The 24614-nt window shown below is 68.2% G+C and carries 25 protein-coding genes; 12 read left to right on the plus strand and 13 right to left on the minus strand.

Going from position 1 to position 24614, the window contains the following annotated elements:
* Nucleotides 1-38: 38 nt before the first annotated feature.
* The 3 genes from inhA to ACFRAQ_RS14105 are packed head-to-tail and all read left to right on the plus strand — an operon-like array spanning nucleotide 39 to nucleotide 2248.
* Nucleotides 39-878 carry an NADH-dependent enoyl-ACP reductase InhA gene (gene inhA, locus ACFRAQ_RS14095; RefSeq protein WP_379098904.1) on the plus strand — a complete coding sequence of 280 codons (840 nt, stop codon included), beginning with the start codon at nucleotides 39-41 and terminating at the stop codon, nucleotides 876-878.
* Between the two features lie 34 nt (nucleotides 879-912).
* Nucleotides 913-2001 carry a ferrochelatase gene (locus tag ACFRAQ_RS14100; protein WP_379098907.1) on the plus strand — a complete coding sequence of 363 codons (1089 nt, stop codon included), beginning with the start codon at nucleotides 913-915 and terminating at the stop codon, nucleotides 1999-2001.
* 10 nt (nucleotides 2002-2011) lie between these two features.
* Nucleotides 2012-2248, plus strand: coding sequence for a hypothetical protein (locus ACFRAQ_RS14105; protein ID WP_357276951.1), 237 nt, complete (start codon nucleotides 2012-2014; stop codon nucleotides 2246-2248).
* 12 nt (nucleotides 2249-2260) lie between these two features.
* Here ACFRAQ_RS14105 and ACFRAQ_RS14110 read toward each other — a convergent pair whose 3' ends face one another.
* The gene (locus ACFRAQ_RS14110) at nucleotides 2261-2953 is read right to left on the minus strand and encodes a hypothetical protein (RefSeq protein ID WP_379098910.1); all 693 of its coding nucleotides are present in this window, start codon (nucleotides 2951-2953) and stop codon (nucleotides 2261-2263) included.
* Between the two features lie 110 nt (nucleotides 2954-3063).
* Here ACFRAQ_RS14110 and msrB point away from each other — a divergent pair, with 110 nt between their 5' ends.
* Both msrB and msrA read left to right on the plus strand, forming a co-directional pair.
* A complete protein-coding gene (gene msrB / locus ACFRAQ_RS14115; protein WP_357276948.1) occupies nucleotides 3064-3519 on the plus strand; it encodes a peptide-methionine (R)-S-oxide reductase MsrB in 456 nt (151 codons plus the stop codon).
* Entirely contained in the window at nucleotides 3516-4028 is a 513-nt protein-coding gene (msrA, locus tag ACFRAQ_RS14120; RefSeq protein WP_379098914.1) for a peptide-methionine (S)-S-oxide reductase MsrA, read from the plus strand. The genes msrB and msrA overlap by 4 nt, the downstream gene beginning before the upstream one ends.
* Nucleotides 4029-4251: 223 nt before the next feature.
* Here the strand turns inward: msrA and ACFRAQ_RS14125 are convergent, their stop codons facing one another.
* Nucleotides 4252-5394 carry an acyl-CoA dehydrogenase family protein gene (locus tag ACFRAQ_RS14125; protein WP_379098917.1) on the minus strand — a complete coding sequence of 381 codons (1143 nt, stop codon included), beginning with the start codon at nucleotides 5392-5394 and terminating at the stop codon, nucleotides 4252-4254.
* Nucleotides 5395-5468: 74 nt separating this feature from the next.
* Between ACFRAQ_RS14125 and ACFRAQ_RS14130 the strand changes: the two genes are divergently transcribed.
* Nucleotides 5469-6065 carry a TetR family transcriptional regulator gene (locus tag ACFRAQ_RS14130; protein ID WP_357276942.1) on the plus strand — a complete coding sequence of 199 codons (597 nt, stop codon included), beginning with the start codon at nucleotides 5469-5471 and terminating at the stop codon, nucleotides 6063-6065.
* 92 nt (nucleotides 6066-6157) lie between these two features.
* On the plus strand, nucleotides 6158-7648 hold the full coding sequence (locus ACFRAQ_RS14135) for an FAD-binding oxidoreductase (RefSeq protein WP_379098919.1): 1491 nt from the start codon (nucleotides 6158-6160) through the stop codon (nucleotides 7646-7648).
* A gap of 3 nt (nucleotides 7649-7651) precedes the next feature.
* On the opposite strand, the gene ACFRAQ_RS14140 is transcribed toward ACFRAQ_RS14135, so the two are convergent.
* The 3 genes from ACFRAQ_RS14140 to ACFRAQ_RS14150 form a co-directional block, all read right to left on the minus strand.
* Complete coding sequence (locus ACFRAQ_RS14140; protein WP_379098922.1) at nucleotides 7652-8914, minus strand: alpha/beta hydrolase; 1263 nt, start codon at nucleotides 8912-8914, stop codon at nucleotides 7652-7654.
* Nucleotides 8915-9102: 188 nt separating this feature from the next.
* Nucleotides 9103-11292: a hypothetical protein gene (locus tag ACFRAQ_RS14145; protein WP_379098925.1), complete on the minus strand. Its 2190-nt coding sequence runs from the start codon at nucleotides 11290-11292 to the stop codon at nucleotides 9103-9105.
* Between the two features lie 91 nt (nucleotides 11293-11383).
* On the minus strand, nucleotides 11384-12124 hold the full coding sequence (locus ACFRAQ_RS14150) for a S1 family peptidase (protein WP_379098928.1): 741 nt from the start codon (nucleotides 12122-12124) through the stop codon (nucleotides 11384-11386).
* Nucleotides 12125-12196: 72 nt separating this feature from the next.
* Here ACFRAQ_RS14150 and ACFRAQ_RS14155 point away from each other — a divergent pair, with 72 nt between their 5' ends.
* The 3 genes from ACFRAQ_RS14155 (at nucleotide 12197) to ACFRAQ_RS14165 (ending at nucleotide 15072) form a co-directional block, all read left to right on the plus strand.
* A complete protein-coding gene (locus ACFRAQ_RS14155) occupies nucleotides 12197-12712 on the plus strand; it encodes a pyridoxamine 5'-phosphate oxidase family protein (RefSeq protein WP_379098931.1) in 516 nt (171 codons plus the stop codon).
* A 114-nt stretch (nucleotides 12713-12826) separates the two neighbouring features.
* The gene (locus ACFRAQ_RS14160; protein ID WP_379098934.1) at nucleotides 12827-13558 is read left to right on the plus strand and encodes a helix-turn-helix domain-containing protein; all 732 of its coding nucleotides are present in this window, start codon (nucleotides 12827-12829) and stop codon (nucleotides 13556-13558) included.
* Nucleotides 13559-13620: 62 nt separating this feature from the next.
* On the plus strand, nucleotides 13621-15072 hold the full coding sequence (locus tag ACFRAQ_RS14165) for a DUF222 domain-containing protein (protein WP_379098937.1): 1452 nt from the start codon (nucleotides 13621-13623) through the stop codon (nucleotides 15070-15072).
* Between the two features lie 341 nt (nucleotides 15073-15413).
* On the opposite strand, the gene ACFRAQ_RS14170 is transcribed toward ACFRAQ_RS14165, so the two are convergent.
* Genes ACFRAQ_RS14170 through ACFRAQ_RS14180 form a run of 3 tightly spaced genes read right to left on the minus strand, consistent with a single transcriptional unit; the run spans nucleotide 15414 to nucleotide 17514 of the window.
* A complete protein-coding gene (locus ACFRAQ_RS14170; protein ID WP_379098940.1) occupies nucleotides 15414-15806 on the minus strand; it encodes a VOC family protein in 393 nt (130 codons plus the stop codon).
* A 51-nt stretch (nucleotides 15807-15857) separates the two neighbouring features.
* Nucleotides 15858-16667 carry a hypothetical protein gene (locus ACFRAQ_RS14175; protein ID WP_379098943.1) on the minus strand — a complete coding sequence of 270 codons (810 nt, stop codon included), beginning with the start codon at nucleotides 16665-16667 and terminating at the stop codon, nucleotides 15858-15860.
* Between the two features lie 22 nt (nucleotides 16668-16689).
* The gene (locus ACFRAQ_RS14180; protein WP_379100259.1) at nucleotides 16690-17514 is read right to left on the minus strand and encodes a DUF3097 domain-containing protein; all 825 of its coding nucleotides are present in this window, start codon (nucleotides 17512-17514) and stop codon (nucleotides 16690-16692) included.
* Between the two features lie 182 nt (nucleotides 17515-17696).
* Here ACFRAQ_RS14180 and ACFRAQ_RS14185 point away from each other — a divergent pair, with 182 nt between their 5' ends.
* Together ACFRAQ_RS14185 and ACFRAQ_RS14190 are read left to right on the plus strand one after the other, a co-directional pair.
* A complete protein-coding gene (locus tag ACFRAQ_RS14185) occupies nucleotides 17697-18128 on the plus strand; it encodes an NfeD family protein (protein ID WP_379098946.1) in 432 nt (143 codons plus the stop codon).
* Nucleotides 18128-19366 (plus strand): SPFH domain-containing protein, encoded by a 1239-nt coding sequence (locus tag ACFRAQ_RS14190; protein WP_357276919.1) that lies wholly within the window; start codon nucleotides 18128-18130, stop codon nucleotides 19364-19366. The genes ACFRAQ_RS14185 and ACFRAQ_RS14190 overlap by 1 nt, the downstream gene beginning before the upstream one ends.
* A gap of 71 nt (nucleotides 19367-19437) precedes the next feature.
* Here the strand turns inward: ACFRAQ_RS14190 and ACFRAQ_RS14195 are convergent, their stop codons facing one another.
* From ACFRAQ_RS14195 to ACFRAQ_RS14215, 5 genes are read right to left on the minus strand one after another with little or no spacing between them, the layout of a single operon-like run.
* Entirely contained in the window at nucleotides 19438-20376 is a 939-nt protein-coding gene (locus tag ACFRAQ_RS14195; protein ID WP_379098950.1) for a TauD/TfdA dioxygenase family protein, read from the minus strand.
* A 19-nt stretch (nucleotides 20377-20395) separates the two neighbouring features.
* Complete coding sequence (locus ACFRAQ_RS14200) at nucleotides 20396-21742, minus strand: LLM class flavin-dependent oxidoreductase (protein WP_379098953.1); 1347 nt, start codon at nucleotides 21740-21742, stop codon at nucleotides 20396-20398.
* A 39-nt stretch (nucleotides 21743-21781) separates the two neighbouring features.
* On the minus strand, nucleotides 21782-22651 hold the full coding sequence (locus ACFRAQ_RS14205) for an ABC transporter permease (protein ID WP_379098956.1): 870 nt from the start codon (nucleotides 22649-22651) through the stop codon (nucleotides 21782-21784).
* Nucleotides 22644-23480, minus strand: a complete 837-nt coding sequence (locus tag ACFRAQ_RS14210) for an ABC transporter ATP-binding protein (protein WP_379098959.1) — start codon at nucleotides 23478-23480, stop codon at nucleotides 22644-22646. The genes ACFRAQ_RS14205 and ACFRAQ_RS14210 overlap by 8 nt, the downstream gene beginning before the upstream one ends.
* Complete coding sequence (locus ACFRAQ_RS14215; protein ID WP_379098962.1) at nucleotides 23477-24556, minus strand: ABC transporter substrate-binding protein; 1080 nt, start codon at nucleotides 24554-24556, stop codon at nucleotides 23477-23479. The genes ACFRAQ_RS14210 and ACFRAQ_RS14215 overlap by 4 nt, the downstream gene beginning before the upstream one ends.
* Nucleotides 24557-24614: the final 58 nt, after the last annotated feature.

Genomic DNA, 24614 nt, shown 5'->3' on the forward strand with positions numbered 1-24614 from the left:
CACCCCCAGCATTTCTAACGAGGAGAACCCACCACCCCATGGCTGGATTGCTCGCAGGCAAGACCGTACTCATCACCGGCATCATCACCGACTCGTCCATCGCCTTCCACGCGGCCGCGGTCGCGCAGGAGCAGGGCGCGAAGGTGATCATCACCGGCATCCCGGAGCGGCTGCGCCTCATCGACCGCATCGCCAAGCGCCTGCCGCAGGAGGTGCCCCCGGCCATCGGTCTGGACGTCACCAGCGAGGAGAACCTGGCCGAGCTGCCGGAGAAGCTGCGTGAGCTGGCTCCGGAGGGCATCGACGGCGTGCTGCACTCGATCGCCTTCGCACCCAAGACCCTGATGGGCCCGGACGCGGTGAACTTCCTCGACGCCCCCGGCCCGGACGCGGCCAAGGCGTTCGAGATCTCGGCGTGGTCGTACGCCTCGCTGGCGCGCGCCGTGCTCCCCGCCATGAACGAGGGCGGCTCCATCGTGGGCATGGACTTCGATCCGCGCACCGCGATGCCGTTCTACAACTGGATGGGTGTCGCCAAGGCGGCGCTGGAGTCGGTGAACCGCTACGTGGCGCGGGAGGTGGGCGCCGCCAAGAAGGTCCGCTCCAACCTGATCGCGGCCGGTCCGATCAAGACCCTCGCGGCCAAGGCCATCGCGGGCACCGCCACCGATGACGCCAAGCAGCTGAACATGCTCAACGAGTACTGGGACGGCGCGTCCCCGATCGGCTGGGATGTCGACGATCCGACCGTGGTCGCCAAGTCCGTGTGCGCGCTGCTGTCGGATTGGCTGCCCGGCACCACCGGTTCGATCATCTACGTCGATGGCGGCGCCAGCCACAACACCTGGTTCCCGGAATCCGGTTTCGGCGCCAACTGATCGTCAGCGGTTCGATTTTCTGAGGAGGAGAGCAGTGCAGGCGGAGCCCGCGGCTCGTGAAGTGGACGCCCTGCTACTGCTGTCCTTCGGCGGTCCCGAGCGCCCCGAGGACGTGATGCCGTTCCTGGAGAACGTCACTCGGGGCCGGGGCGTGCCGCCGGAACGCCTGGCCGAGGTCGCGCAGCATTATCTGCACTTCGGCGGGGTGTCCCCGATCAATGCGCTGAACCTCGACATCATCAAGGCGATCGAGGCCGAATTCGGCTCGCGCGGTATCGATCTGCCGGTGTATTTCGGCAATCGCAACTGGCATCCCATGGTCGAGGCGACCGTCGAGGGCATGCGTGCCGACGGTGTTCGCTCGGCGCTGGTGTTCCCGACGTCGGCTTGGGGCGGGTATTCGGGCTGCCTGCAGTACCAGGAGGACATCACGCGTGCCCGCGCCGCGGTCGCCGATGCCCCCGAATTGGTGAAGTTGCGCCAGTATTTCGATCATCCGTTGTTCGTGGAGGCGTTCGCGGACGCGATTCGTGCGGCGGTCGCGGAATTGCCGCAGGACAAGCGGGATTCGGCCCGCCTGGTCTTCACCGCGCATTCCGTGCCGGTCTCCGCCGATATCGCCTCCGGTCCGCCCGCCGAGCAGCGTCTCTACAGCCGTCAGGTCGCCGAGGCGGCCCGATTGTGCGCGGCGGCAACCGGATTCGACGCCTACGACCTGGTGTGGCAGTCGCGTTCGGGCCCGCCGCAGGTGCCGTGGCTGGACCCCGACATCGTCGACCATCTCGACGCGCTCGCCGACCGGGGCGTGGACTCCGTCGTGGTGTGCCCGGTGGGTTTCGTCTCCGACCACCTCGAGGTCATCTGGGACCTGGACAACGAGGCGAGAAGGCGTGCCGCCGAACTGGGTATGGCCTTCGCCCGCGCCGCCACCCCCGGCCCGGACCCGCGTTTCGCGCGCATGGTCGCCGATCTGGTGCAGGAGTACCTGACCGCCGCCGCCCCGGCGCGTCTGAGCGACATCACCGGCCTGGGCTGCACCGTCGACGGCGCGCCCTGCGTGGTCGGCTGCTGCGCTCTGCCGCCCCGCAGGCCCGCGGTGGCACCGGCGGCCGCCGAATTGTAGTCTCGCCCAGGTGACTACACCCGGACGCGGAACCCCGCAACGCCGTCAGCCCGCCTCCGGCGGCACCGCCGCCCGCAAGCCGCAGCGCACCTTCGGCCCGCCGGACATGTTCGTCTGGGCGCCCGTGCTGACCCTGTTCCTGGCCGCCGGCATCGTCGGCACCATCGGCCAGTCCATCATGTTCGCCGCCGCCTTCGTCGCCATCGCGGTGGTCATGCTGGTGGCCGACATGTTCTTCAACCGCTGAACGATTCGCCTGTCAGTGCAGGACGTTCACCGCGCGGGCGACGACCAGGCTCACGGTGATGAGGGAGACCCCGGACTGCACCATCATGAGGAGCTTGGCCCAGCGGGTCATCGGCATCACGTCGGTGGGGCTGAAGGCGGTCGCGTTGGTGAACGACAGATACAGATAATCCGGAAATTGCGGCTCCCATTCGGGATCGGCGAGTTCCGGATTCTGCATCTGGACCCACAGGAAATCCGGATACGGCTTGCGGGCGTGGGCGCGCGCCGCGGGACCGCCCCGGTCGAAATCCCAGTACCAGAGCGCGAACACCAGCACGTTGGACAGCCAGACCGCAGCGCCCGAGCCGAGCAGACCGGCGGCGTTGTTCGCGGCCGTCCCGTTGATCAGCGATTTCACCAGGTGGGATACCGACCACACCATGCCGAAGCCGAGCAGCGCCATCAACAGCAGGCTGAACCGCCGCAGTCGTTCGTCCTCGCGGTCGAGCCGTACCGGGTTGGCGATCACCAGGACGAGCAGCAGCGCGAACCCGACGATCGGCACGACCCAGTTGGGCCCGGCCGAGTATTCGGGCGGCAGGAGGTACTGCACCAGCAGGATCCCGACGACGGCCGCGGTGGCCGCCCAGCGCGATTCCCCGGTCGTGCGCCGCGCCCACGCGGGTACCTGGTCGTCGTCGGCGTCGTTCCTGGCTGCGCTCACGATCGTGAGTATGCCCGGCGGGCAAAGGTGACAGAAGTATGACGCGGGCTCGCGAACGGACTTTCCGTCGGGCAGGGTGGGTTGTAGCTGAGGCCTACCAAGGAGGTCATGTGGCACGGGAGTACAACCGGAATCCGGCGGCGGTGGCGGCGCTGTCGCCCGAGCAGTATCACGTCACCCAGGAGAACGGCACCGAGCGGGCGTTCACCGGCGAGTACTGGGACAACCACGAGCCCGGTATCTACGTGGACGTGGTGTCCGGGGAGCCGTTGTTCGCGTCGACGGACAAGTTCGAGAGCGGATCGGGGTGGCCGAGTTTCACCAAGCCGATCGACGCGACGAATGTGGCCGAGAAGCGCGACGTCAGCCATTTCATGGTGCGCACCGAGGTGCGATCGGTGCACGGTGACAGCCATCTGGGCCATGTGTTCCCCGATGGCCCGCGCGACGCGGGCGGGCTGCGCTACTGCATCAACTCGGCGTCGCTGCGGTTCGTGCATCTCGACGATCTGGAATCCGAAGGCTACGGACAGTACAAGACGCTGTTCACGAAGGAGGAAGCGTGAGCGACACACGCAAGGCGATTCTGGCCGGTGGCTGTTTCTGGGGCATGCAGGATCTGATCCGGCGTCAGCCCGGTGTCATCGACACCCGGGTCGGATACACCGGCGGCAGCAACGACAACCCCACGTACCGCAATCACCCCGGGCACGCGGAGGCCGTGGAGATCGTCTACGACCCGGCCCGGACCGATTACCGTGCGCTGCTGGAGTTCTTCTTCCAGATCCACGATCCGAGCACCAAGGATCGGCAGGGCAACGACATCGGCTCGAGCTACCGTTCCGCCATCTTCTACCTGGATGACGAGCAGAAGCGGGTCGCCGAGGACACCATCGCCGACGTGGACGCCTCGGGCCTGTGGCCGGGCAAGGTGGTCACCGAGGTGACCCCGGCGAGCGCGTTCTGGGACGCCGAGCCGGAGCACCAGGACTACCTGGTCCGCTACCCGAACGGCTACACCTGCCACTTCCCGCGTCCGGGCTGGAAGCTGCCCCGGCGCGAGACCACGGCATAGCAGTGAAAACGAGGGCCTCACCGCGGCATTCGCCCCGGTGAGGCCCTTCTTTTCGCCCGTTGCCGGGATTGACTGAGGCCGGACCACTACGGCAACGACTGGGGCAACAACCGCGACTACCAGCAGTCGCCGTGGTGGTGCCAATTCGGCAGCTGCTGACGGTAATTCGTCGCCGTCCCGCGCATTCCCGGCGCGGGACGGCTGAACTCTGTCCGCCCGACCCTCAGTTGCCGGCCAGCGACCGCGCGATGACCAGGCGCTGGATCTGGTTGGTGCCCTCGAAGATCTGGGTGATCTTGGCTTCGCGCATGTAGCGCTCGACGGGGAAATCCTGGGTGTAGCCGTAGCCGCCGAGGACCTGGACGGCGTCGGTGGTGACCTTCATGGCGGCGTCGGTGGCGACGAGTTTGGCGACACTGGCCTGGCGGGAGTAGGGGAGTCCGGCGTCGCGGCGGCGGGCGGCGTCGAGGTAGGTGGCGCGGGCGGAGTCGACGGCCGCGGCCATGTCGGCGAGCACGAAGCCCAGGCCCTGGTGGTCGATGATGGCGCGGCCGAAGGCTTCGCGCTGCTTGGCGTAGGCGACGGCGTCGTCGAGGGCGCGCTGCGCGATGCCGGTGGCGACGGCCGCGATGCCCAGTCGGCCGGAGTCCAAGGCGCTGAACGCGATCGGGAGACCCTGGCCGGGTTCGCCGAGGAGGCGTTCGGTGGGCACGAACGCGTCGTCGTAGGCGGCGCTGGTGGTGGGAACCGCGCGCAGGCCCATCTTCTCCTCGGGCTTGCCGAAGGTCAGGCCCTCGGTGCCGGCGGGAACCAGGAAACAGGAGATGCCGCGTGAGCCCTCGCCGGTGCGGGCGAACAGGGTGTAGTAATCGGCCTTGCCGCCGTTGGTGATCCACGCCTTGGTGCCGGTGATCCGGTAGCCGCCCTCGGCCTCGACGGCCCGGCAGCGCAGCGCCGCGGCATCGGACCCGGCATGCGATTCGGACAGGCTGTACGCGCCGATGAGATTGCCCGACAGCATGTCCGGCAGCCAGCGTTGCTTCTGCTCGTCGGTGCCGTAGACGAACAGCGGGTGGCACGACAGGCTGTGCACGCTGACCGCCACGGCGACCGCCGCCCACCGCGCGCCCAGTTCTTCGAGCACCTGGAGGTACACCTCGTAGGGCTGGCCGCCCCCGCCGAACTCCTCCGGATACGGCAGGCTCAGCAGCCCTGCCGCGCCGAGCGCCCGGAACGCCTCGTCGGGATAGCGCTCCTGTTTCTCGTACTCGGCCGCGATCGGTTCGAGCACCTTGTCCGCGATATCGCGGGTGAGCTCGATGAGGTCGCGGGCTTCGGACGTGGGCAGCAAACGATCGACGGGCATGAGGTCACAGTACGACCGACACCCAATTGCGTGCAAGGCAGCACGCAATTTCGCAAGGCGGCTAGACTGACCAGGTGGTATCCGGTCTACCCCCGAACAAGCACCAGGAGAAGAGCCTCCGCACCCGTGCGCTGCTGCTCGACGCCGCCATCGACAGCCTGGCCGAGGTCGGGTACGCGAGCGCCTCCATCGCGGACATCACCGCGCGGGCCGGGGTGACCCGGGGCGCGCAGCTGCACCACTTCCACACCCGGCAGGAATTGTTCGCCCAGACCATCGAGCACCTGACGCAGCGGCAGGGTGAGGCGTTGCGGCGGCGGGAACGGACGCTGCCGGGGGCGTCGTCGCCGGGGGAGGTGCTGGTCGAGCTGGTGACCGCGCCCTTCGCGGGGAAGCTCGGCAAGGCCGCGGTGGAGCTGTACGTCGGCATCGCCAATGACAAGGAGCTGCGCCGCAACATGCTGCGCGTGCAGCACGACCTGACCGCCGAACTACTCGACGCCTGCGGCCGTTTCGTGGACGTGCCGCGCGAGCGCCTGGAAGCCGCGTTCTGGCTCACCATCAACCTGGTGCGCGGCGCGACCCTGGACGAGATGGTGGGCCGAGATCGTCTGCGGCGCAAGCAGGTTCTCTCGGACTGGGCACGGCTCGCCGACGGCATGCTGGCGTAAACACATCGGTCGCGAGGCGCGATAACGAACCGTTGAGTGGTTCGTTATCGCGCCCGGGCAATCGGGCGTGACCTCGGGGGAGGTGCGCCGTCATGGCGATCAATCGTCGAAACCTGTTGCGGGCGACCGCGCTCGGAGTCGGTGTGGCCGGATTGAGTTCGGTGACCGGCTGTGGACCGGAAGGTTTGCCGCGTGCGGAAACACCTGCGGGGTCGGTGGATTGGGAAGGACTCCGGCAGCGACTGGCCGGGACCCTGAACCTGCCGTCCGATTCCGGTTACGGGACAGCCAAACTGGCCTTCAATCCGGTGTTCGACAGTCGCCGTCCGGCGGCGGTCGCCCAGGTGACCAATGCATCCGACGTCCAGGCGTGTGTGAACGCCGCGGCGAGCGCGAGGATCCCGGTGGCCGCGCGCAGTGGTGGCCACAGCTACGGCGGGTACTCGACGCCCGACAACGGCCTGGTCGTCGACCTGGGATCGATGAGCGGTGTGGAGGTGAAGCCGGACGGCACCGCGGTCATCGGTGCGGGCGCCCGGCTGATGGACGTGTATTCGGCTCTGGCGAAGGCCGGTCGCTGCCTGCCCGCAGGCTCTTGCCCGACGGTGGGCATCGCCGGTCTGACCCTGGGCGGCGGCCTCGGCGTCCTGACCGGCAAGTACGGATTGACCTGCGACAACCTGATTTCGGCGCAGGTGGTCACCGCCGACGGAACCGTACGCACCGCCTCGGCGACCTCCGAACCCGACCTGTTCTGGGCGCTGCGCGGTGGCGGCGGCGGCAACTTCGGCATCGTCACCTCCTTCACCTTCACGACCGTCGCGGCGCCGCGACTGGCGGTCTTCCAGGTCCGCTTCCCGGCCGGGTCGCTGACGGATGTGCTCGGCGCCTGGCAGACCTTCACGGCCTCCGCGCCCGACGAATTCTGGTCCACCCTCGGCATTTCCGCCGGGAGCCCGCCGACGTGCCGGATCAACGGATGTTATGTCGGGTCGGAAAGCACCATGAATGCCCTGCTCGACAAACTGGTGGCGGCCACGAAGACCCAACCGTCCAATCGGTATTCGCTGTCCAAGGATTACCTCTCGGCGATGATGTATTTCGGCGGCTGCGCGAATTACTCCGTCGAGCAGTGCCGGCCGGACTGGAATGGCGGGGGAGTGCTCGGGCGGGAGTCGTTCACGGCGTCCTCGCGAGTGCTGACGAAACCATTGGCGGACCCGAGCCGATTGACCGCATTGCTGACCGGTCGCAGCGGCATGGATGTCCTGCTCGACAGCATGTCCGGCGCACCCACTCGAATCGGTGCGAAGGACACGGCATTTCCCTATCGCGGTGCGTTGGCGACAGCGCAGATTTACGTAGGTGCGACCACCCCGGAGGCGCGGACAGCGGTGAACGAAGTGCGGGATGGCCTCGGCGCATTGACCGGCAATACGGCCTTCGTCAATTACATCGACCCCGGCCTATCCAACTGGGCGACCGCCTATTACGGCGACAACGCGTCCCGGCTGCGCGGGATCGCCAAACACTACGACCCCGCCGGAGTCTTCACCTTCGACCAGTCGGCGTCGAGGGCTTGAGGTTCAACGGGTCCAGCGTCCGGGCGGCGGGTCCATCGAGGTGTAGGCGGGCAGCGGCAGCGGCTGATCGTCGAGGAAGGTCTCGAGTAGCCGAGTGAAGAGTTCGGGCTGGTCGGTCGACACCGCATGGCCCGCACCCTGAACATCGACGAGGGTCGAGAGGGGGAGGGTGTCACGGTATTCACGGGAGACGGGCCATCGGAGGAAGTCGCACTGCGCGGCCAGGACCAGCGCCGGAACGCGTGCGTTCCGCAAGGCGGGCCGGGGATCGGGGATGGTGGCGAAATCGGCTGTCGTCCGCTGATTCACGTAGAAGCCCTGCAGATTGTCATGTGGCGGCGTGGTGACGTCGTGTGAGCACGACGCCCCGTCGCGCCCGGTGAGAGCGACCTCATGCATCCAGGAGTCGGCCTCGGCGTCGGGGACCAACGCGTGCGCGGCCTGGGGTTTCACACCCATCAGCAGGGACAAGGCGAGGACGCGCGGATTGCTCATCAGTTCGTCGTAGCGGGCCTGCTGGGCTGGACTCATCGCATTCCACGGCTCGCCGACGCCGTCGGGGAAGGCCTCCGGCCAGATCGCGCCGGGCGCGACGAAGACCGCCTTCGCGACATGGTCAGGGTGAGCCGCGATGTACTGCGCCGTCAGCGATCCGCCCCAGGATCGTCCGATGAGGATGAGCCGGTCGGCGCCGAGCCGGCGCCGGATCGCCTCGAGGTCGTCGACCTGACGCCGCACGGTGTAGTCGGTGATATCGCCGAGTCGCGTCGACCGGCCGCCGCCCACTTGGTCGTACGCGTAGACGTCGTATCCGCGGGCCGCGAGTTCGGTCCCGCCGATCGGAATTCCTTCTCCTGGGGTTCCCGGCCCGCCGTGGAGGAAGATCACCGGCGGCTTCCGGGAGGGGACATCGGCGGCCGGCGCGTGGACATAGGCGATCCGCGACCCGGTGGGGAGTTCCCAATACCCGACAGCCGCGGGCGCTTCGGCGGTCGGCTGCGACGGGAAGGGGTGGAGAATCGTCGCAGCCGCCAGCGCGACGATCACCGCGCCGACCGCCGTGCTCGATCCGGCCGCGGCCACGGTCGCGCGGCGCACCCCTGCCACGCGGAAGCCCCAGCGGCTGATCAGAAAGCACACGCCGACCGCCACCGCGAGACCGATGCCGAGGAACACCGACGGGGTGTCCACTACGTATGCCACCGCGACCGCCGCGAGTCCTCCGGCCACGATCGCCACCACGATGCCGACGGCGATGACCGTCACTCCCCGGACAACTCGCCACCGGCGACGTGCGTTCGCCGGGGTCGCCTCTTCCGCTGTCGCTGCTATCTCGGACCTGCCTCGTGAAATCGTCGTTTCGTCGCGATCGAGGTCCCCAATGTAAACGGGTCCACGGTGTTGCCGAGCGATTCAGCGCGGCCTGTCGGACGGTTGCCCAGTTGTGTGGTGCCTCAGGCGGATTCCAAGGCGTGCAGGATCGGGACGAGGCGGGTGAGGGCCCGCTCGTCCTCGACAGCGATGTCGTCGGTGGAGTCGAAGCGCTCGTCGCGCTCGACCAGGGGGCGGAGCTTCTTCACCACCGCGCCGCGGACCGCCGCCGGTGCGCTGGTGAGTCGTTCGGTGAGTCGGAGCCCGAGGTCGCGCGCCCACCTGTCGGTCACCGCCCGCGCCACGATCTTCGCGATGCGTGCGGGAGTTCCAGGCAGCGGCAGTCCCAGGTCGAGCAGGGCCATGGTCGCGGTGACGCCGGCCTTGATGAGCGGGCCGTTGTAGTTCTTGCGGTCGGTGATCACGAGGTCGGCCAGCAGTGCGCTCGAGTCGGCCACCGCCTCTGGCGGAAGGAGTTGCCCGGCACGCCAATCGAGCGCGAGGCGGACGGCATCCTCGATCGGCTCGGTCCCGGCGTCGATGATGCCGCGCAGGATGGACCAGCCGAGTGCGGCCTCGCGAGCGTCACCCTCGGCGAGAACACGAAGCGCGGCCAGCTGGTTGCCGCGTTCGGGGATGCTGGTCGCGGGCTCAGCGCCGACGAGGCCGCGACACCAGTCGAGGAAGCGCGGGTCGGAGCGATCGTCCCAGTGCGCGAGGACCTCTGATTCGGTGTACCGCAGGTCGGCGTCGAGGACGCGGTGGAAGTCGTTCGGGTTCTTGGTCAATCGCGCGAGCGCCAGCAGCACTGTCGCATCGCCGCCGCGCGCGGCTTCGCGGACATGGCCGATGCTCGCCGTGTCGTTCCAGCCCGCGAGCGCGTCGGCCGCCTGTTTCGGCGCGGACGCCAGCAGCGCCCGGACCGCCGAGATCGCGTCGGCCGTGGCCGCGCCGGGCCAGGAGCCGAGGAGCGCGATGAGCTGACCCGCGCCGTCGCGGGACGGATCGGCGGGCGGCGTTTGCCGCAGGGCCTGCAGGATCGCGGCGGTGAGCAGGGTGGCGGCCGGCGCTTGCGCGCGCACGAGCGCGTATCCGAGTGCGGATCGCGCCGATGCCGACGTGGCGACCATGAGGCCGCGCGCGGCGGGGTTGGTGAGCAGGGCCTGAGCCAGCGGGCGCGACCACCGTCCGTCCCCGGCCCGCAGTAGTGCGAAGCCGGCGTCCACGCGAGCATCGGTGTCGAAGCTGCTCGACCCGAAGGTGGAGATGCCGGCGGAGGTGACCTGCTCGGCGAGTGTGACGAGCGCGTCGCGGACCTCGGGCGTCGGCGGGCATTGGCGCAGCGCGGCGATCATCGTCTCGGGCCCGGACTCGGGGAGGGCCGCGATGGCCAGCAATCGGCGGACCGCCGCCGGCGCATTGCCGCGGGATCCGAGCATGACATCGACCAGTCCGCCGATTGTCGACTCGTCCGGAACCGGCAGTTTCGCGAGGATGTGAGCCGCAGCGTCCGGGTTGACCGCGCTCAGCCACTCCGGAAGATTGTCGACGCCGAAGGCGATGTTCGGCGCGACCTCGACAGCCAGTTCCCATCCTGCGATCAGTGCGTCGAGATCGGAAGGCTCCTCGCGCCGGGACGCGACCCGCGCGAGCGTGCCCGCCATGACCAGACCGGGATCCCTGTCCGCGAGAGCCGAAGTCGCGTCGGCCCCGAGCGTCGTCAGCGCGGCGACGCAAGCCTGCCCGACTTGACCTGCCGGTCGCGATGCCGCCCGGACCACGAGGGTGTCGATAACCGTGGAATCGACCGCGGGCTTGCCGGAATCGGCCGGGAGCGCGGCGGACTGCAGCAATGCCGCGGCCGCGGCCTCGGGGCCGTCGTCGTAGATCAGCGGCCGCACCAGCGCGGCGATCCCGGTCAGCTCGGCTCGGGCGGACCGGACCAGGGCGGCGGTCTCGGCATCGTTGTCGATCCGTTCGTAGTCGCTGACCGTGTCGGCGAACATCAGCAGCAGCCACGCGGTGCTCTCCGCGTCCGCGGTGCGCCGCGCGCCGAGGGCCGCGGCGATCCATGTCATCGCCGGTGCGGTCGAGTCGTACAGGGTGCCCTGGTGCAACACCGCGCCCCACAACTCGTGCAACGACTGCTCGACCGTCGCCGAATCCTCCAGCCCCTCGATCCAGCCGGGCACGTCGCTCGCGTCGCCGTACGCGTGTTCCAGCGCGGACCAGTCGATTTCGCCGGTGCGGGAGCGTGGGTGCACGCCGTTCATGGATCTCCTTGTCGTGGAACGCGCAGCTCCGGCGGAGGCGCGGTGTCGCTGCGCGGCGTCGCGGCTGGTAGCCGGTGTCGAGGTCAGAAGCTCAGAATGACGCGGGTATCCGCGCATAGACGCCCGGGTACCCGGCCAACGCGGTTCCGCGCGCCCAGGACGTGATCGCGACCAGTTTCCCGCCGATGAGCAGTGGTCCGCCACTGTCGAGCTCGCCGGTGTCGGCGTCGGTGGAGCCGGCGCACACCATGTCGGCGGCGTCGAAGGCGCCGGGATAGGCGGCGGCGCACTCGGCGTCGGACACCATCGGGACGGTGGCTTGCCGCAAAACGGTGTTGAAGATGTCGCTGTCGCTGGTAGCGCCCCAACCGAGCACGGTGCCGGTGCCGCCGTCGGGTGCGGCGATCGGGACGGTCGGGCGGGACTGCGGGTGCGCGAGCGTCAGGATCGCGAGGTCATGCTGATAGACATCGACGCCGTCGACGGTGTCGGTGCGAAAGTCGGGGTGCAAGTGGATATCCGCGACGCTCACGGTAGTTCCGTCACGTGTGGTCAGATCGCTGCGGTCGAAGGTGACGGTGAGCGCTTGCGGCAACAGTTGTGCGAGTTGCACGCAGTGCGCATTCGTGAGCACCCGGTCCGGTGCGATGAGTGCGCCACCGCAGAACTGACCCGAGGCGCGCGGGAAGAACAGCGGGGTGCCGACCGCGGCCAGCCAGGGATAGTCGCCGGCCTTGGCCTCGGCGCCGCCGACCACGCCGTGAGCGGGGGCGGGCACCGCGCAGCCGATGAGCGCCGCGGCGAGGACGGCGAGCCGACAGGAGTACGACATCAGGCCATTCAAACAGAGGGGACCGGGTTTCGGTGGCCTGATATGTCGGACCCTCGGCGTACGGTCGCGGTCATGACGTCTTGGAACGAATTCGCTGCGGCCGCCCCTCGCATCTCGGGAATCTTCACTCGTCGTCACGCCGCCACCGGCAACCTGTGCATGCTCGCCACCCTGCGCAAAGACGGCTCACCGCGCATCAGCCCCCTGGAACCGCGCATCTTCGAGGGTGAGCTCTGGCTGGTGGGCATGCCGGGCACCACCAAGTTCGCCGACCTGGCCCGCGACCCGCGCTTCTGCCTGCACACGGCGACCGTCGACACTCAGGTCAGCGACGGTGACGTGAAGATCTTCGGCAGCGTGCGTGATGTGCAGGATCCGGAGCTGCAGCGCCGTTGGGCCGAAGAACTCTTCGCCGAGAGCGGATTCGACCTGCGCGGACGGAAGTTCGAGCCGTTCTACGCGGTGGAGCTGACCGGGGCTTCGTCGGTCGAGATCGTCGAGGGCCGCATGGAAGTGACGGTGTGGAAGCCGGGGCAGGATGAGCACGTCGTCGAAGTCTCCGACAGCGCCGACCCGGCGACTACATAACGTGCAATATTGCACGCAGTGCAAGAAGGCATCTCGTGCAACAGTGCACGAGATGCCGAATATTGCTGATTTTCAGCAGATTTCGAGGTCAATGCGCGATCGGGTGCGTGTGTCGTGACGACTGTCCGTGCCCCACAAGGCTATCGGGAGCGACCGTCGAGCGTCGGTGACGCCGTGATCTGGTGTCGCGACGGCATCTCCGACGCCGACCCGCCGGTGCTGCCGGACGGCTGCATGGATCTGCTGTGGATCGATGGACGATTGTCGGTGGCGGGCCCGGACACCCGGGCCTACCGTCCGGAGCCCGGCTTCGCGGACCGGATCGCGGGTGTCCGCTTCTCCCCGGGGGCGGCGCCGGCACTGCTCGGGGTGCCCGCACGCGAACTCCGGAACGCCAGGGCCGATCTCGCCGATCTGTGGTCGCCCGCCGATCTGCGCACCGCTTCGGGGTTGATCGCACGAGCATCGAGTCCGGCCGTCGGGCTGGAAGCAATCGCTCGCTGGTGCGCGGGCCGAACGGATGCCATCGATCCCGTGGTGCGATTCCTGGTGGCGTCGCTGAGATCGGGCAGTTCGGTCGCGGCCATCGCCGACGAGTTGGAGACGGGGCCGCGCAGGTTGCATCGAATATCCCTTGCGGCGTTCGGTTATGGGCCCAAGACGCTGGGGAGGGTCCTGCGGATGCAGCGTGCGTTGGCATTGGCGCGCGGCGGAATGGGGCTTGCGGACGTAGCGGTCGCTTCTGGATATGCGGATCAGGCGCATTTGACGCGGGATGTTCGGGAGTTTTCGGGCATGTCGCCGATGAAGTTACTCGGAGCGGAATTGGAACCGCTCTCGTTCTGAATATTGTTATATCACTTCGTGATTCGGGCGTAGATGCGTTGCATTGGCGATAGAATTGATGCATGGATTCGATGGGGGTGACACTCGACGACTGCGGTATCGCTGAACTGGCGGCCGCGGTCTCGACCCTGACCGAATCTGTGCAGGGCGGGAAGATGGTGGAGTTCTCCGACGAGGATGTTGTGTCGTTGATGCGGCAGCTCGAAACTTGCAAGCGTCAGCTCGCCGCGCTGGATACCCGTCTGATCATCGAAGCCGGAGAGCGGTCGCTGCATTCGCGCAGTGGCGCGGGGAAGATGGTGCCGTTTCTGCGTCACACCCTCGGGCTGTCACGCTACGACGCGTCGGTGCGGGTGAAGGTCACTCACCACTGCGGCGAATTCGTGCAGCAGACCGGGCATGTCGCGCCGCCGGTACTGCCGGTGACGGCCGAGGCATTCGCGACCGGCGATATTTCGCGGGATCACGTGCGTCACATCATGGACGTGATGAACCACCTGCCGGTCGATGTGCCCGCCGAAGCTCGCGCGGAGGCGGAGCAGATCCTGGTGGACTACTCGCGTAGTGGGTGGCCGGATGATCTGTTGAAGATCGGCCGTGACATCCTCGCCCGCCTCGATCCCGACGGGAAAGTGGTGTCGGACGCTGACCGTCGCCGCCGTCGTGGGATCACGTTGTGCCGTCCCGGCGTGGACGGGATGACGCGGATCGAAGGGTGGATCACGCCGGAGCTGCGTGCGTGCCTGGATGCGGTGTTCGCGAAGCTGGCGCGTCCCGGGATGTGCAATGCCGAGGATCCGGAAAGCCCGTCGGCCACTGGTGGGTTCATCGCCGACAGTGTTCTTGATGCTGCCGCGCGTCGTGATCGTCGTGATGCCGGGCAGCGGACTCATGACGCGTTGCTGGCGTTGGTGCAGCCGGGTGTGAACATGCGGACCCTGGGCATGCACCGTGGCCTGCCGGTCGAGGTCGTCCTCACCATGAGCCTGACCGACCTCGAAAACGGCACCGGCGTCGCCACCACCGCCTCGGGCACCCAGATCTCGATCAACGAAGCGCTGAAGATGGCCGAGGGCACCCGGCCGGTGATCGCGGTCCTCGATGGCGACGGGATGCCGCTCTACCTGCGCCGCTCCCGCCGCACCGCCAACCGCGCCCAACGCCTCGCACTTCTCGCCCGCGACAAGGGATGTACTCGACCAGGGTGCGAGCAACCCGCCAACATGTGCGCCGCCCACCACATCACCGATTGGGCCAAAAACGGGCCGACTGACATCACCAACCTCACACTCGCGTGCGACCACTGCCACGCGCTGGTCAACGACGGCCCCGATGGCTGGAAAACCGTTGTGATGGGTAAAGATTCACCATTCCCTGGCCGGACGGGGTGGATTGCGCCGAAGAGTGTTGATCCCACCGGCACCCCACGCGTGAACGATCGTCATCACGTGGGGCAGGCGATCGCCGCCGCCGTCGATTCCAGTTGCCGAACGTGGCGCTCACGGGCAGCGTGACACCCGGCTGCTCGTGTCCTGCCAGCGTGCGCAAAGCTACGCGGAGTGTGGTCACCTCGCCTGCCCTGCCGGACTGGGGCTGACGCCAGGCTGAGAGCCGCTACCCACCGACCCCAGCCCACCGACTGCACGCATCACCCTCTCGAGAGAAGAACCCGAAGAACCTATAGACAACAAGCCACTTCGAGAAGCTCACCCGCAGCTCTTCCTCTACACCGGGACGATGCGCGGCCGAACCTAGAGGGGGCTGGTAGGTGAGGGGCCTCGCAAGCTCGGCCACCTCTCTTCCTTCTCCAGGCTTCTTTTGGTCCCTTTGTCTTTGAGTCTGTGGCCTTTGTCCCTCAGCCCAACGCGGCGTACAGATCCACCCCGTGCCCATCCGGATCGAGCACAGTCGCATACCTCTGCCCCCAGAACGCATCGAACGGCTTCAACTCCGCCCGATACCCCGCCCCCACCAGCTCCTCGAACTTCGCATCCACCCCACCCGGCGACCCACAGTCGCACGCCAGCCCGATCCGCCCAGCCCCCGGCACAGCCACCCAGTCCGGCCGGAACGACCGAACCGTCTCCTCGGTATCGAGCATCAGCTTCACACCCCCACCCAGGTCCGCGTCGACATGCGGCTCCGTCTCGGCCCCGTCCGCGAAAGCCACGCCCAACCGCCGATAGAACGCCAGCGAAGCCCCCATGTCGGCGACCACGATCCCGATCACATTCAGTCGAATACCCATGCCCGAACCCTAAGCGCGGGCCACACCGATTCTCTTGAACGAATCGGACACTCAGCGAGCGTGGACAGCCGCCAGCCGCGCGGCGCGAATCGCATTCCACAACGGCCGCAACAACGCTTCCTGAGCAGCCACCGCAGTGGCAGAGGTCGGCGCCGAAGCCGGCTCCCGCTCGGCGACGGTCAGGATCGCCGCGACCTGATCGGCGGTATCGAGAATTCGCCGCGCCCGCAGCGGCATCGAATCCGGATACTTGTGCCGCGAATGCCCGGCCAGTTCGGCCTCCACCAGATCCCGCGGCGCGACCCCACCCGACCCGAGCCGCGTGGTGTGCATCTGCGCCAACGCGTCCGCCGCATCCCGCACGGCTTCCCGCATCGTGTATTCGGCCTCACCCAACGGCATTTCCGGCGCGAGGGTCAGCGGAATGGGTGTGGAGTACACCCGCCACTGCAATGCGTCCTCATCGGTCCACACCGGTACGAGTCCGGTCCCAGTGGTTCCGGGCGCTCCGACGAGGATGCCTTCCTCGGCTTCGGTTGCGGCGGCCGCGAACTCGGTGCCGACGGGTATGCCTCGCACGTCTCCGGGGATCGGCAGCACCAGTCGAACCTGCGCCTCGGGCCCGGTGTACGCCTCGCGAATAATCTTGAGCAGCGCCATGATTCCCGCCCCGGCGACCGCCGCGGGGTCGTCGTCGGACGCCCACGGCAGCCCGGTGTGCCCGCCGGTGACAGGGTCCCCGGCGGCCACGGTCTGCCGTGAAGCCCAAGCGCGCAGTTCATCGAGCACATCGTCGGGGGCGCTACAGCCTGCCAGCCAGGAACCGGCCCAGACCGTGAGCGAGGCGCTTGGGGAACTCATGTATTCGAGGATAACTGGCTGGCTACTCCTGCTCGGTGACGAAATCGATCAGTCGTTCGACCGCCCCGATGAGGGGGGTTTCCAGGTCGCGGTAGGAGTTGACGGCGTTGTAGACGCGCCGCCACCCGTCCTGCGGGGTGCCCCAGCCGAGCCGTTGGCAGATGCCGGTCTTCCAGTCCTCGCCGCGGGGTATGTCCGGCCAGGCGCGGATGCCGACGGCTGTGGGCCGGACGGCCTGCCACACGTCGACGTAGGGGTGGCCGGTGACGAGGACGTGCGCGCCGAGGCCCTGGGTGAGGCCGGTTTCCTTGGAGCCGGTGACCAGGTGGTCGACGAGGACGCCGACGCGGTGGTTCGGGCCGGGCTGGAATTCGGCGAGTTTCGCGCCGAGGTGATCCAGGCCCTCGAGTTGTTCGACGACGACGCCTTCGACTCGGAGGTCGTGGCCCCACACGCGTTCGACGAGGGCGGCGTCGTGGATGCCTTCGACCCAGATGCGGCTGGCGCGGGCGACGCGCGCTTTCAGGCCTTCGACGCGGGTGGATCCGGAGGCGGATCGGGTGGATTTCGCGGGTGCGGTGGCGGTCGGCTTGACCAGGGTGACCGCTTGGCCGTCGATGAGGAAGGCGGCTTCTCGCATCGCGAACAGTCGCACGCGTCCGGCGCGGTCCTCGAGTTTGACGAACTCTCCGTCGTAGCTGCGGTCGAAACCGACTACGGCGCCGCAGAATCCGGTGGCCGCGTCCTCGACGACCAGGTCGCGTTCGGCGACCACGCGGGGCACTTCCCGCTTCTGTTTCCGTGCGTGCCCGGTGAAGATGTCGCCGTACTTCTGGTGCCCACTCACCGCGTCGAGGTTACCGGCGGCGGACGGGAATCCCGCTCGCGCCGCGCCCATTCCGGCGGTCGGGCGGCTGCTGGGCAGGTTGTGCACGGTTTCCGGTGATCGGTGTCCGATGTGCCCGGTCGCGGGGCTCGGAGTGATCACGAATATCAGCCGGGCCCCGCAAATACAGTTACTGTTGTGGCGTGGCCGCAATAGTTTGGCTGGTCGCGGGCATCCTGCTCGCGGCGGCCGAGATGCTCACGGGCACTCTTGTGCTGATCATGCTGGGGGTCGCCGCGCTGATCACGGCGGGCGTGAACGCGCTCACGGGGGCCCCGGTGCTGGCGGACGCGGTCGTGTTCGGTGTCACCTCGATCGCGCTGCTGGTGCTGGTGCGCCCATTCCTGTTGCGGCGCTACGCGACTCCGCCGCCGCATCAGACGGGGGTGGACGCTTTGCCGGGCAGGACCGCCAAGGTGCTCGAAACGGTCGACGAGCACGGTGGTCGCGTGAAGCTCGGCGGAGAGGTGTGGAGTGCGCGCCCGTACGACGCCTCGGAGACCTATCCCATCGGTTCGACCGTGTACGTCATGAGGATCGACGGCGCGCACGCCGTCGTCATGAAAGGGCAGTGATGGGTGTACTGATAGTCGCCGTCGTACTCATACTTCTGGTCGTCGTGGTGGTCTTCAAGTCGGTGGCGCTGGTGCCGCAGGCCGAGGCCGCCGTGATCGAGCGGCTGGGCCGCTATTCGCGGACCGTGTCCGGGCAGCTGACCTTCCTGGTGCCGTTCGCGGACCGGGTGCGCGCCAAGGTGGACCTACGCGAGCGGGTGGTGTCCTTCCCGCCGCAGCCGGTCATCACCAAGGACAACCTGACCGTGCAGATCGACTCGGTGGTGTATTTCCAGGTCACCAGCCCGCAGGCCGCCGTCTACGAGATCTCCAATTACATTGCCGCCGTTGAACAGTTGACGATCACCACGCTGCGCAACGTGGTCGGCGGCATGACCCTCGAGGAAACCCTCACCTCCCGCGATCAGATCAACGGTGAACTGCGCGGCGTCCTCGACGAGGCCACCGGCCGCTGGGGCCTGCGGGTGGCGCGCGTGGAACTGAAGGCGATCGATCCGCCGCCGTCGATTCAGGAATCGATGGAGAAGCAGATGAAGGCCGACCGTGAGAAGCGCGCCATCATCCTCACCGCCGAAGGCCAGCGCGAGGCGTCGATCAAGACGGCCGAGGGCCAGAAGCAGGCGCAGATCCTCGCCGCCGAGGGCTCGAAGCAGTCGATGATCCTGTCCGCCGAGGGTGAGCGGCAGTCCCGCATCCTGCGCGCCCAAGGTGAGCGGGCGGCCGCGTATCTCCAGGCACAGGGCCAGGCCAAGGCCATCGAGAAGGTGTTCGCCGCCATCAAGAACGGCAAACCCACCCCCGAGCTGCTGGCCTACCAGTACATGCAGACCCTGCCGCAGGTCGCCAAGGGCGACGCCAACAAGGTGTGGCTGGTGCCGAGCGACTTCGGCAAGGCTCTCGAAGGGTTCGCGCGCGGTTTCGGCAAGCAGGGCGAGGACGGCGTGTTCCGCTACGAGCCGGCCCCTGACGGCGCGGAATCCGCGACCGAGGACGACTCCGACGAGGTCGCCGACTGGTTCGACACCGCCACCGACCCGGCCACCCAGCAGGCCGTGCGCGCCGCGGAGGCCGACGCGCGCACTCCGGTCGAGCCGATGAGCCTGCCGCCGACGGTCGCGCCGCAGCAGCTGCCGCACACCCAGCGTCCGGCTCCGCCCGTGCAGCCGCAGTACCGGCCGGAACCGCCGGACCAGCGCTGGCAGAACCCGCCGCAGCCCCCGCGCCCGCAGGGGCACTGACGGATTTCCCGGTCACGAAACCGAACGAGGCCCTCCCGGTAGCGCCGGGAGGGCCTCGTCGTCGGTAGAGGTCAGTTCGTGGAACCGTCGAACCGTTCCCCCGAGATCGACCGCGACGGCTCGCCGTCGACGCCGACGGGGACTTCACCTTCGAGGGTCGTGCGGTACAGCACTCGGGTCACGTCGAGATGGTCGAGGTCGCTGGGCGCGAGGTGCGCGGTGGCGCGGTTGTCCCAGAACGCGACGCTGTCCTTCTCCCACCGGAATCGGACCGTGTACGCGGGGTCGGCGATCTCGGCGTACAGCAACTCGAGCAGCGCGTCGCTCTGCCGCGGGCTCAGTCCGATGATGCGGGTGGTGAAGCCGGGGTTCACGAACAGCACCCGTTCGCCGGTCACCGGGTGCACGCGGACCACCGGATGCTCGGTGACCAGGGGCGCCGCCGCGACGCGTTTGGCGTAGTCGCTGTCGGCGTCCCACACGGGCAGCTTGCCGCCGAACCGGTGCTCGGCGCGCAGCCCGTCGAGCAGCGTTTTGAGCGAATCCGGCAGTCCCGCATAGGCGGCCGCCAGATTGGTCCACTGGGTGTCGCCGCCGCGGTCGGGTGCGATCTCGGCCCGCAGCAGGGAGGCGGCGGGCGGGTTGATCAGCGGCGAGATATCGGTGTGCCACTGATTGGTGTAGCTGAATTTCTTCTTCCCGAAACGCTTTTCGTAGAGCCGGCTGTCGACGGCCAGGATCTCGGGGTGCTCGGTCGGGGCGTCGTCGTCATAGGGGTGCGACGGCGTGACCGCGCCGAAGCGCCGGGAGAAGGCGATCTGCTCGGCGTGCCCGATGCGCTGATCACGGAAGAACAGCACCTTGTATTCGTGCAGTGCCGCGGTGAGGACCGCGATCTGCTCGTCGGTGAAGTCGTCGCGCAGGTCGATGCCGCTGATCTCGGCGCCGATGTGCCCGGCGACGGGAGTGATCTGGAAGGTGGCGACGGGGTTCTCGGTGACGGTGGTCATGAGGGTTTCCTTTCGGTGCTCAGGCGGTGGCCTGGGTGCGGACGGGAGTGAACTGACTTTCCACCGCGTCGAGGCCGTAGTGGCCGCGCAGTGTGGTGGCGGTGTATTCGGTGCGGAACAGGCCGCGCTGCTGCAGGATCGGCACGACCTGGTCGACGAAGTCCTCCAGCCCGCCGGGCAGGTACGGCGGCATGATGTTGAAGCCGTCGGCGGCGCCCTGCTCGAACCAGCTCTGTAGGTCGTCGGCGATCTGTTCGGGGGTGCCGGCGAGGGTGCGGTGGCCGCGGCCGCCGCCGAGCTTGCCGATGAGCTGGCGCACGGTCAGCTCCTCCTTCTCGGCGAGCTCCTTGACGAGGGTGAATCTGCTCTTGCCGCCTTCGATCTCGCTTTCCGGGGGCAGCGGCGGGAGCGGCGCGTCGAGGGCGTGCTCGGTGAGGTCGACGCCGAGCAGCGTCGACAGCTGCCGCAGCGCGTAGTCGGGGGAGATGAGGTCGGTGAATTCCTGTTCCAGCGCACGGGCTTCGGCCTCGGTGCCGGCGATGAACGGCACCAGACCGGGCAGCACTTTCAGGTCGTCGGCGGACCGCCCGTATTTGGGCAGCCGGGCCTTCAGGTCCCGGTAGAACGCCTGCCCCTCGGCGAGGGTGCGCTGGGCGGTGAACACGGCCTCGGCGTGGCGGGCCGCGAATTCCTTGCCGCTCTCCGAGGATCCGGCCTGCACGAGCAGCGGCCGCCCCTGCGGGCTGCGCGGGGAGTTCAGCGGCCCGCGGACCCGGAATCGTTCGCCGCGGTAGTCGAGGGTGTGCACCTTGTCCGGGTCGGCGAAGACGCCGGTCTCCGGGTCGAGCACGACGGCGTCGGATTCCCAGCTGTCCCACAGCCGCACGGTCAGATCGACGAACTCCTCGGCCCGCTCGTAGCGGCGGGCGTGTTCGGGGATGGCGTCGAAGCCGAAGTTGAACGCCTCGTCCTCGCTGCCGGAGGTGACGATGTTCCACCCCGCGCGTCCGCCGCTGATGTGGTCCAGGGATGCGAATTTGCGGGCGAGGTTGAAGGGTTCGTTGTAGCTGGTCGAGGCGGTGGCGATGAGGCCCACGTGTTCGGTGGCGGTGGCGATGGCCGCGAGCAGGGTGACCGGTTCGAAGACGGCGAGGGCGTTGCGTTTGATGCGCGGCCCGACCGCGAGCCCGTCGGCGAAGAACACCGAGTCCAGTTTGCCGCGTTCGGCGATGCGGCCGAGTTCCTGGAAGTGCCCGACCTCGAGCACCTGGTGTTCGCGGGTGCGCGGATGCCGCCAGGCGGCCTCGTGGTGGCCGACGCCCATGAGGAAGGCGTTGAGATGGAAGGTCTTGCGGGGGTTGGGCATAGGGGAGTGATCCTTCAATGATTTCAGTGGTGGCGGCGGCTAGCGGTGCGCGCGCCAGCGGGAGAGCCGTCGCTCGATGGCCACGAGCACGCCGTTGTAGGTGAGCCCGACCACGGCGATGGCGACGATCCCGGCGTACATGTCCGGAATCTGGAAGTTCTGCTGGGCGGCGGTGATCAGGTACCCGAGCCCGGCGCGGGCCCCGAACATCTCCGCGGCGATGAGCACCAGGATCGAGCCCGAGGCCGCCATCCGGATACCGGTGAAGATGGACGGCACGGCCGCGGGCAGGATCACCTTCTGGAACAGTCGGAGCGGTGAGAAGCCGAGTGAGACGGCCGATTTCACGAGCAGCGGGTCCACGGTCCGCACGCCGCTGATGGTGTTGAGCAGGATCGGGAAGAATCCGGCGTACACCACCAGCGCGATCTTCGAGGTCTCGCCGATGCCGAGGATCAGGATGAACACCGGCAGCAAGGCGAGGGCGGCGGTATTGCGGAACAGTTCCAGCACCGGGTTCAGGAATTCCGCGACCGGCCGGTACCAGGCGATCGCCACACCGACCGGAATCGCGGTCACCAGTGCGATGGCGAAGCCGATGAGCGAGCGGGTCAGGCTGGTGGACACGTGTTCCCAGAGCTGACCGTTGCGGATCAGTTCGAGCCCGGCGCTGACCACCGTGGAGAACGGCGGGAGGAAGACCTCGTCGACGAGACCCAGTCGTGGCGCGGCCTCCCACACCGCGAGGAATGCCGCGATCACCACGGCCGGTTTGCCGATCCGCCAGCCGATGCGGGCGAGCGTGGGCAGGACCGAGGAGGCCCGGCTCGGTCGCCGCGCCGCGCGATCGGCGGCGGTGCGGGACGGGATCTCGACGGGTGCGTCGACCAGGTGCACAGCGCTAGACATGGGAATTCCTCCGGTCGGCGGTGAGCGCGGCCTGCTCGAGGTCCTGGGCCCGCGCGACCTCGTCGTGCAGCAGCGACCACACGTGGTGGCGCAGTTCGCGGAACCGTTCACTGGACCGGACATCCGGGTCGGCGGCCCGGTCCAGGTCGATGTCGACCACGGCCTTGATCCGCCCGGGTCGCGAGGTCAGCACGGCGACGCGCTGGCCCAGATAAACGGCTTCGTCGATGCCGTGGGTGATGAACAGCACGGTCTTGCCGGTGGCCCGCCAGATCCGTAACAGCTCGTCCTGCAACGACTCCCGGGTCTGGGCGTCGAGCGCGGCGAACGGCTCGTCCATCAGCAGCACTTCCGGATCGAAGGCCAGGCTGCGGGCGATGGCGACGCGCTGTTTCATACCGCCGGACAATTCGTGCGGGTACCGGTTGCCGAAGCCGGCCAGTCCGACCAGTTCCAGATAGTGCTCGGCGATTCCCTTGCGGGCGCGACGGGGAATGCCCTTGGCCTCCAATCCGAATTCGATATTGGCCCGCGCCGTGCGCCACGGCAGCAGCGCGTACTGCTGGAACACGATGCCGCGATCGAGTCCGGGCCCGGTGACGGGCGCGCCGTCGAGCAGGATCTGCCCGGCGGTCGGCCGGTCCAGCCCGCCGAGCAGGTCCAGCAGCGTGGATTTGCCCGAACCGCTGGGCCCGACCAGGACCAGGAACTCACCGTCGCGAACATCGACGGAGATGTCGGAGAGCGCGGTCAGCGGCTCCCGCTCACCCCGCACGGGGAATTCCTTACCGACGCCCGAGAGCGCGAGTTTCACCGCGGCGGTGCTCATTTGGCCACCGCCTCGCCGCTCGGGCCGCCGGTCGCCGGGTACTTCCCGTTGGCGTACGGATTGTCCTTGTTGGTGTAGAGGTCCTTGGCGGCGAGCTTGCCCGCGGGCAGTTCGCCGTTGCGGACCAGCCAGTCGATCCAGATCTGCAGCTCCCGTTCGGCGACCACGCCGCCGGGGACCGGGACGCCGGAGCTCTTGTAGTACTGCAGCAGCGAGGTGTTCTCGTTGCGCCCGCGCTTGTGGATGATGTCGGCGAACCGGGCCACCACCTCGTCCCGCGGGGTCACCTGCAGCCAGCGGGTGGCGCGCGCGGTGCCCTGGACGAAGTCGGCCACCGCGTCGGCGTGCGACTTCAGGTAGTCGTTGCGGAAGACGTAGGTGCCGTAGTCGAATTGGCCGAACAGATCCTTGTCGGTGTAGAGCGGATGGATGCCGCCGCGCCCGATGGCGGTGTCGCGGAAGACGCCGCCGAGCGCGGCCACGTCGATCTGCCCGTTGCGCAGCGCGTCCTCGGTATTGGCGGGCGGCAGCACGACGAGCTGCACCTGCTTGATCTCGGCGTCGCTGAGCCCTTGATCGTGCAGCCATTGGCGGGTGATGAACTCGTGGTGCGCGCCCAGGGTGTTGACGCCGACCTTCTTGCCGATGAGGTCGCGCGCCGAGGTGATGCGGGAGTCGTCGCGCACGAAGTAGCCGGTGAAGTTGAGTTCGTCCGCGCCGTAGGAGCTGAGCACGGAGGTGACGGGCGCGCCGCCCGCGATGAGCTTGATGACCGCGCCGTTGAAGGCGCTGCCGAATTCGACCTGTTTGGTGGCGGCGGCCTGGATATTGGCCGGGCCGGAGGTGGTGTCGCCCTCCCAGTGCAGGTCGATCTTGGTGAAGTAGCCGAGGTCGGCCGCGAGTTCGAAGGCCGTGACCTGGCCGGTGCTGCCCTGATAGCGGACGACGGTCCTACCGTCGGCGGTCGTGCCCGCATCGGTCTCGGCGCAGCCGGTGAGCAGGACCGCCGCGCTGGTGACCGCGATCGCGGCGGCGACCGCGCGTCGCACCCGCGCGGGGCGGAGAGAGAAGGCCATGGGGATGTCTTTCGGTGAGTGTGTCCGTCGCGGAATGGGTTTCGTGGCGGGGACGACA

Source organism: Nocardia sp. NPDC056611 (genome assembly GCF_042792755.1).
Lineage (GTDB): Bacteria > Actinomycetota > Actinomycetes > Mycobacteriales > Mycobacteriaceae > Nocardia.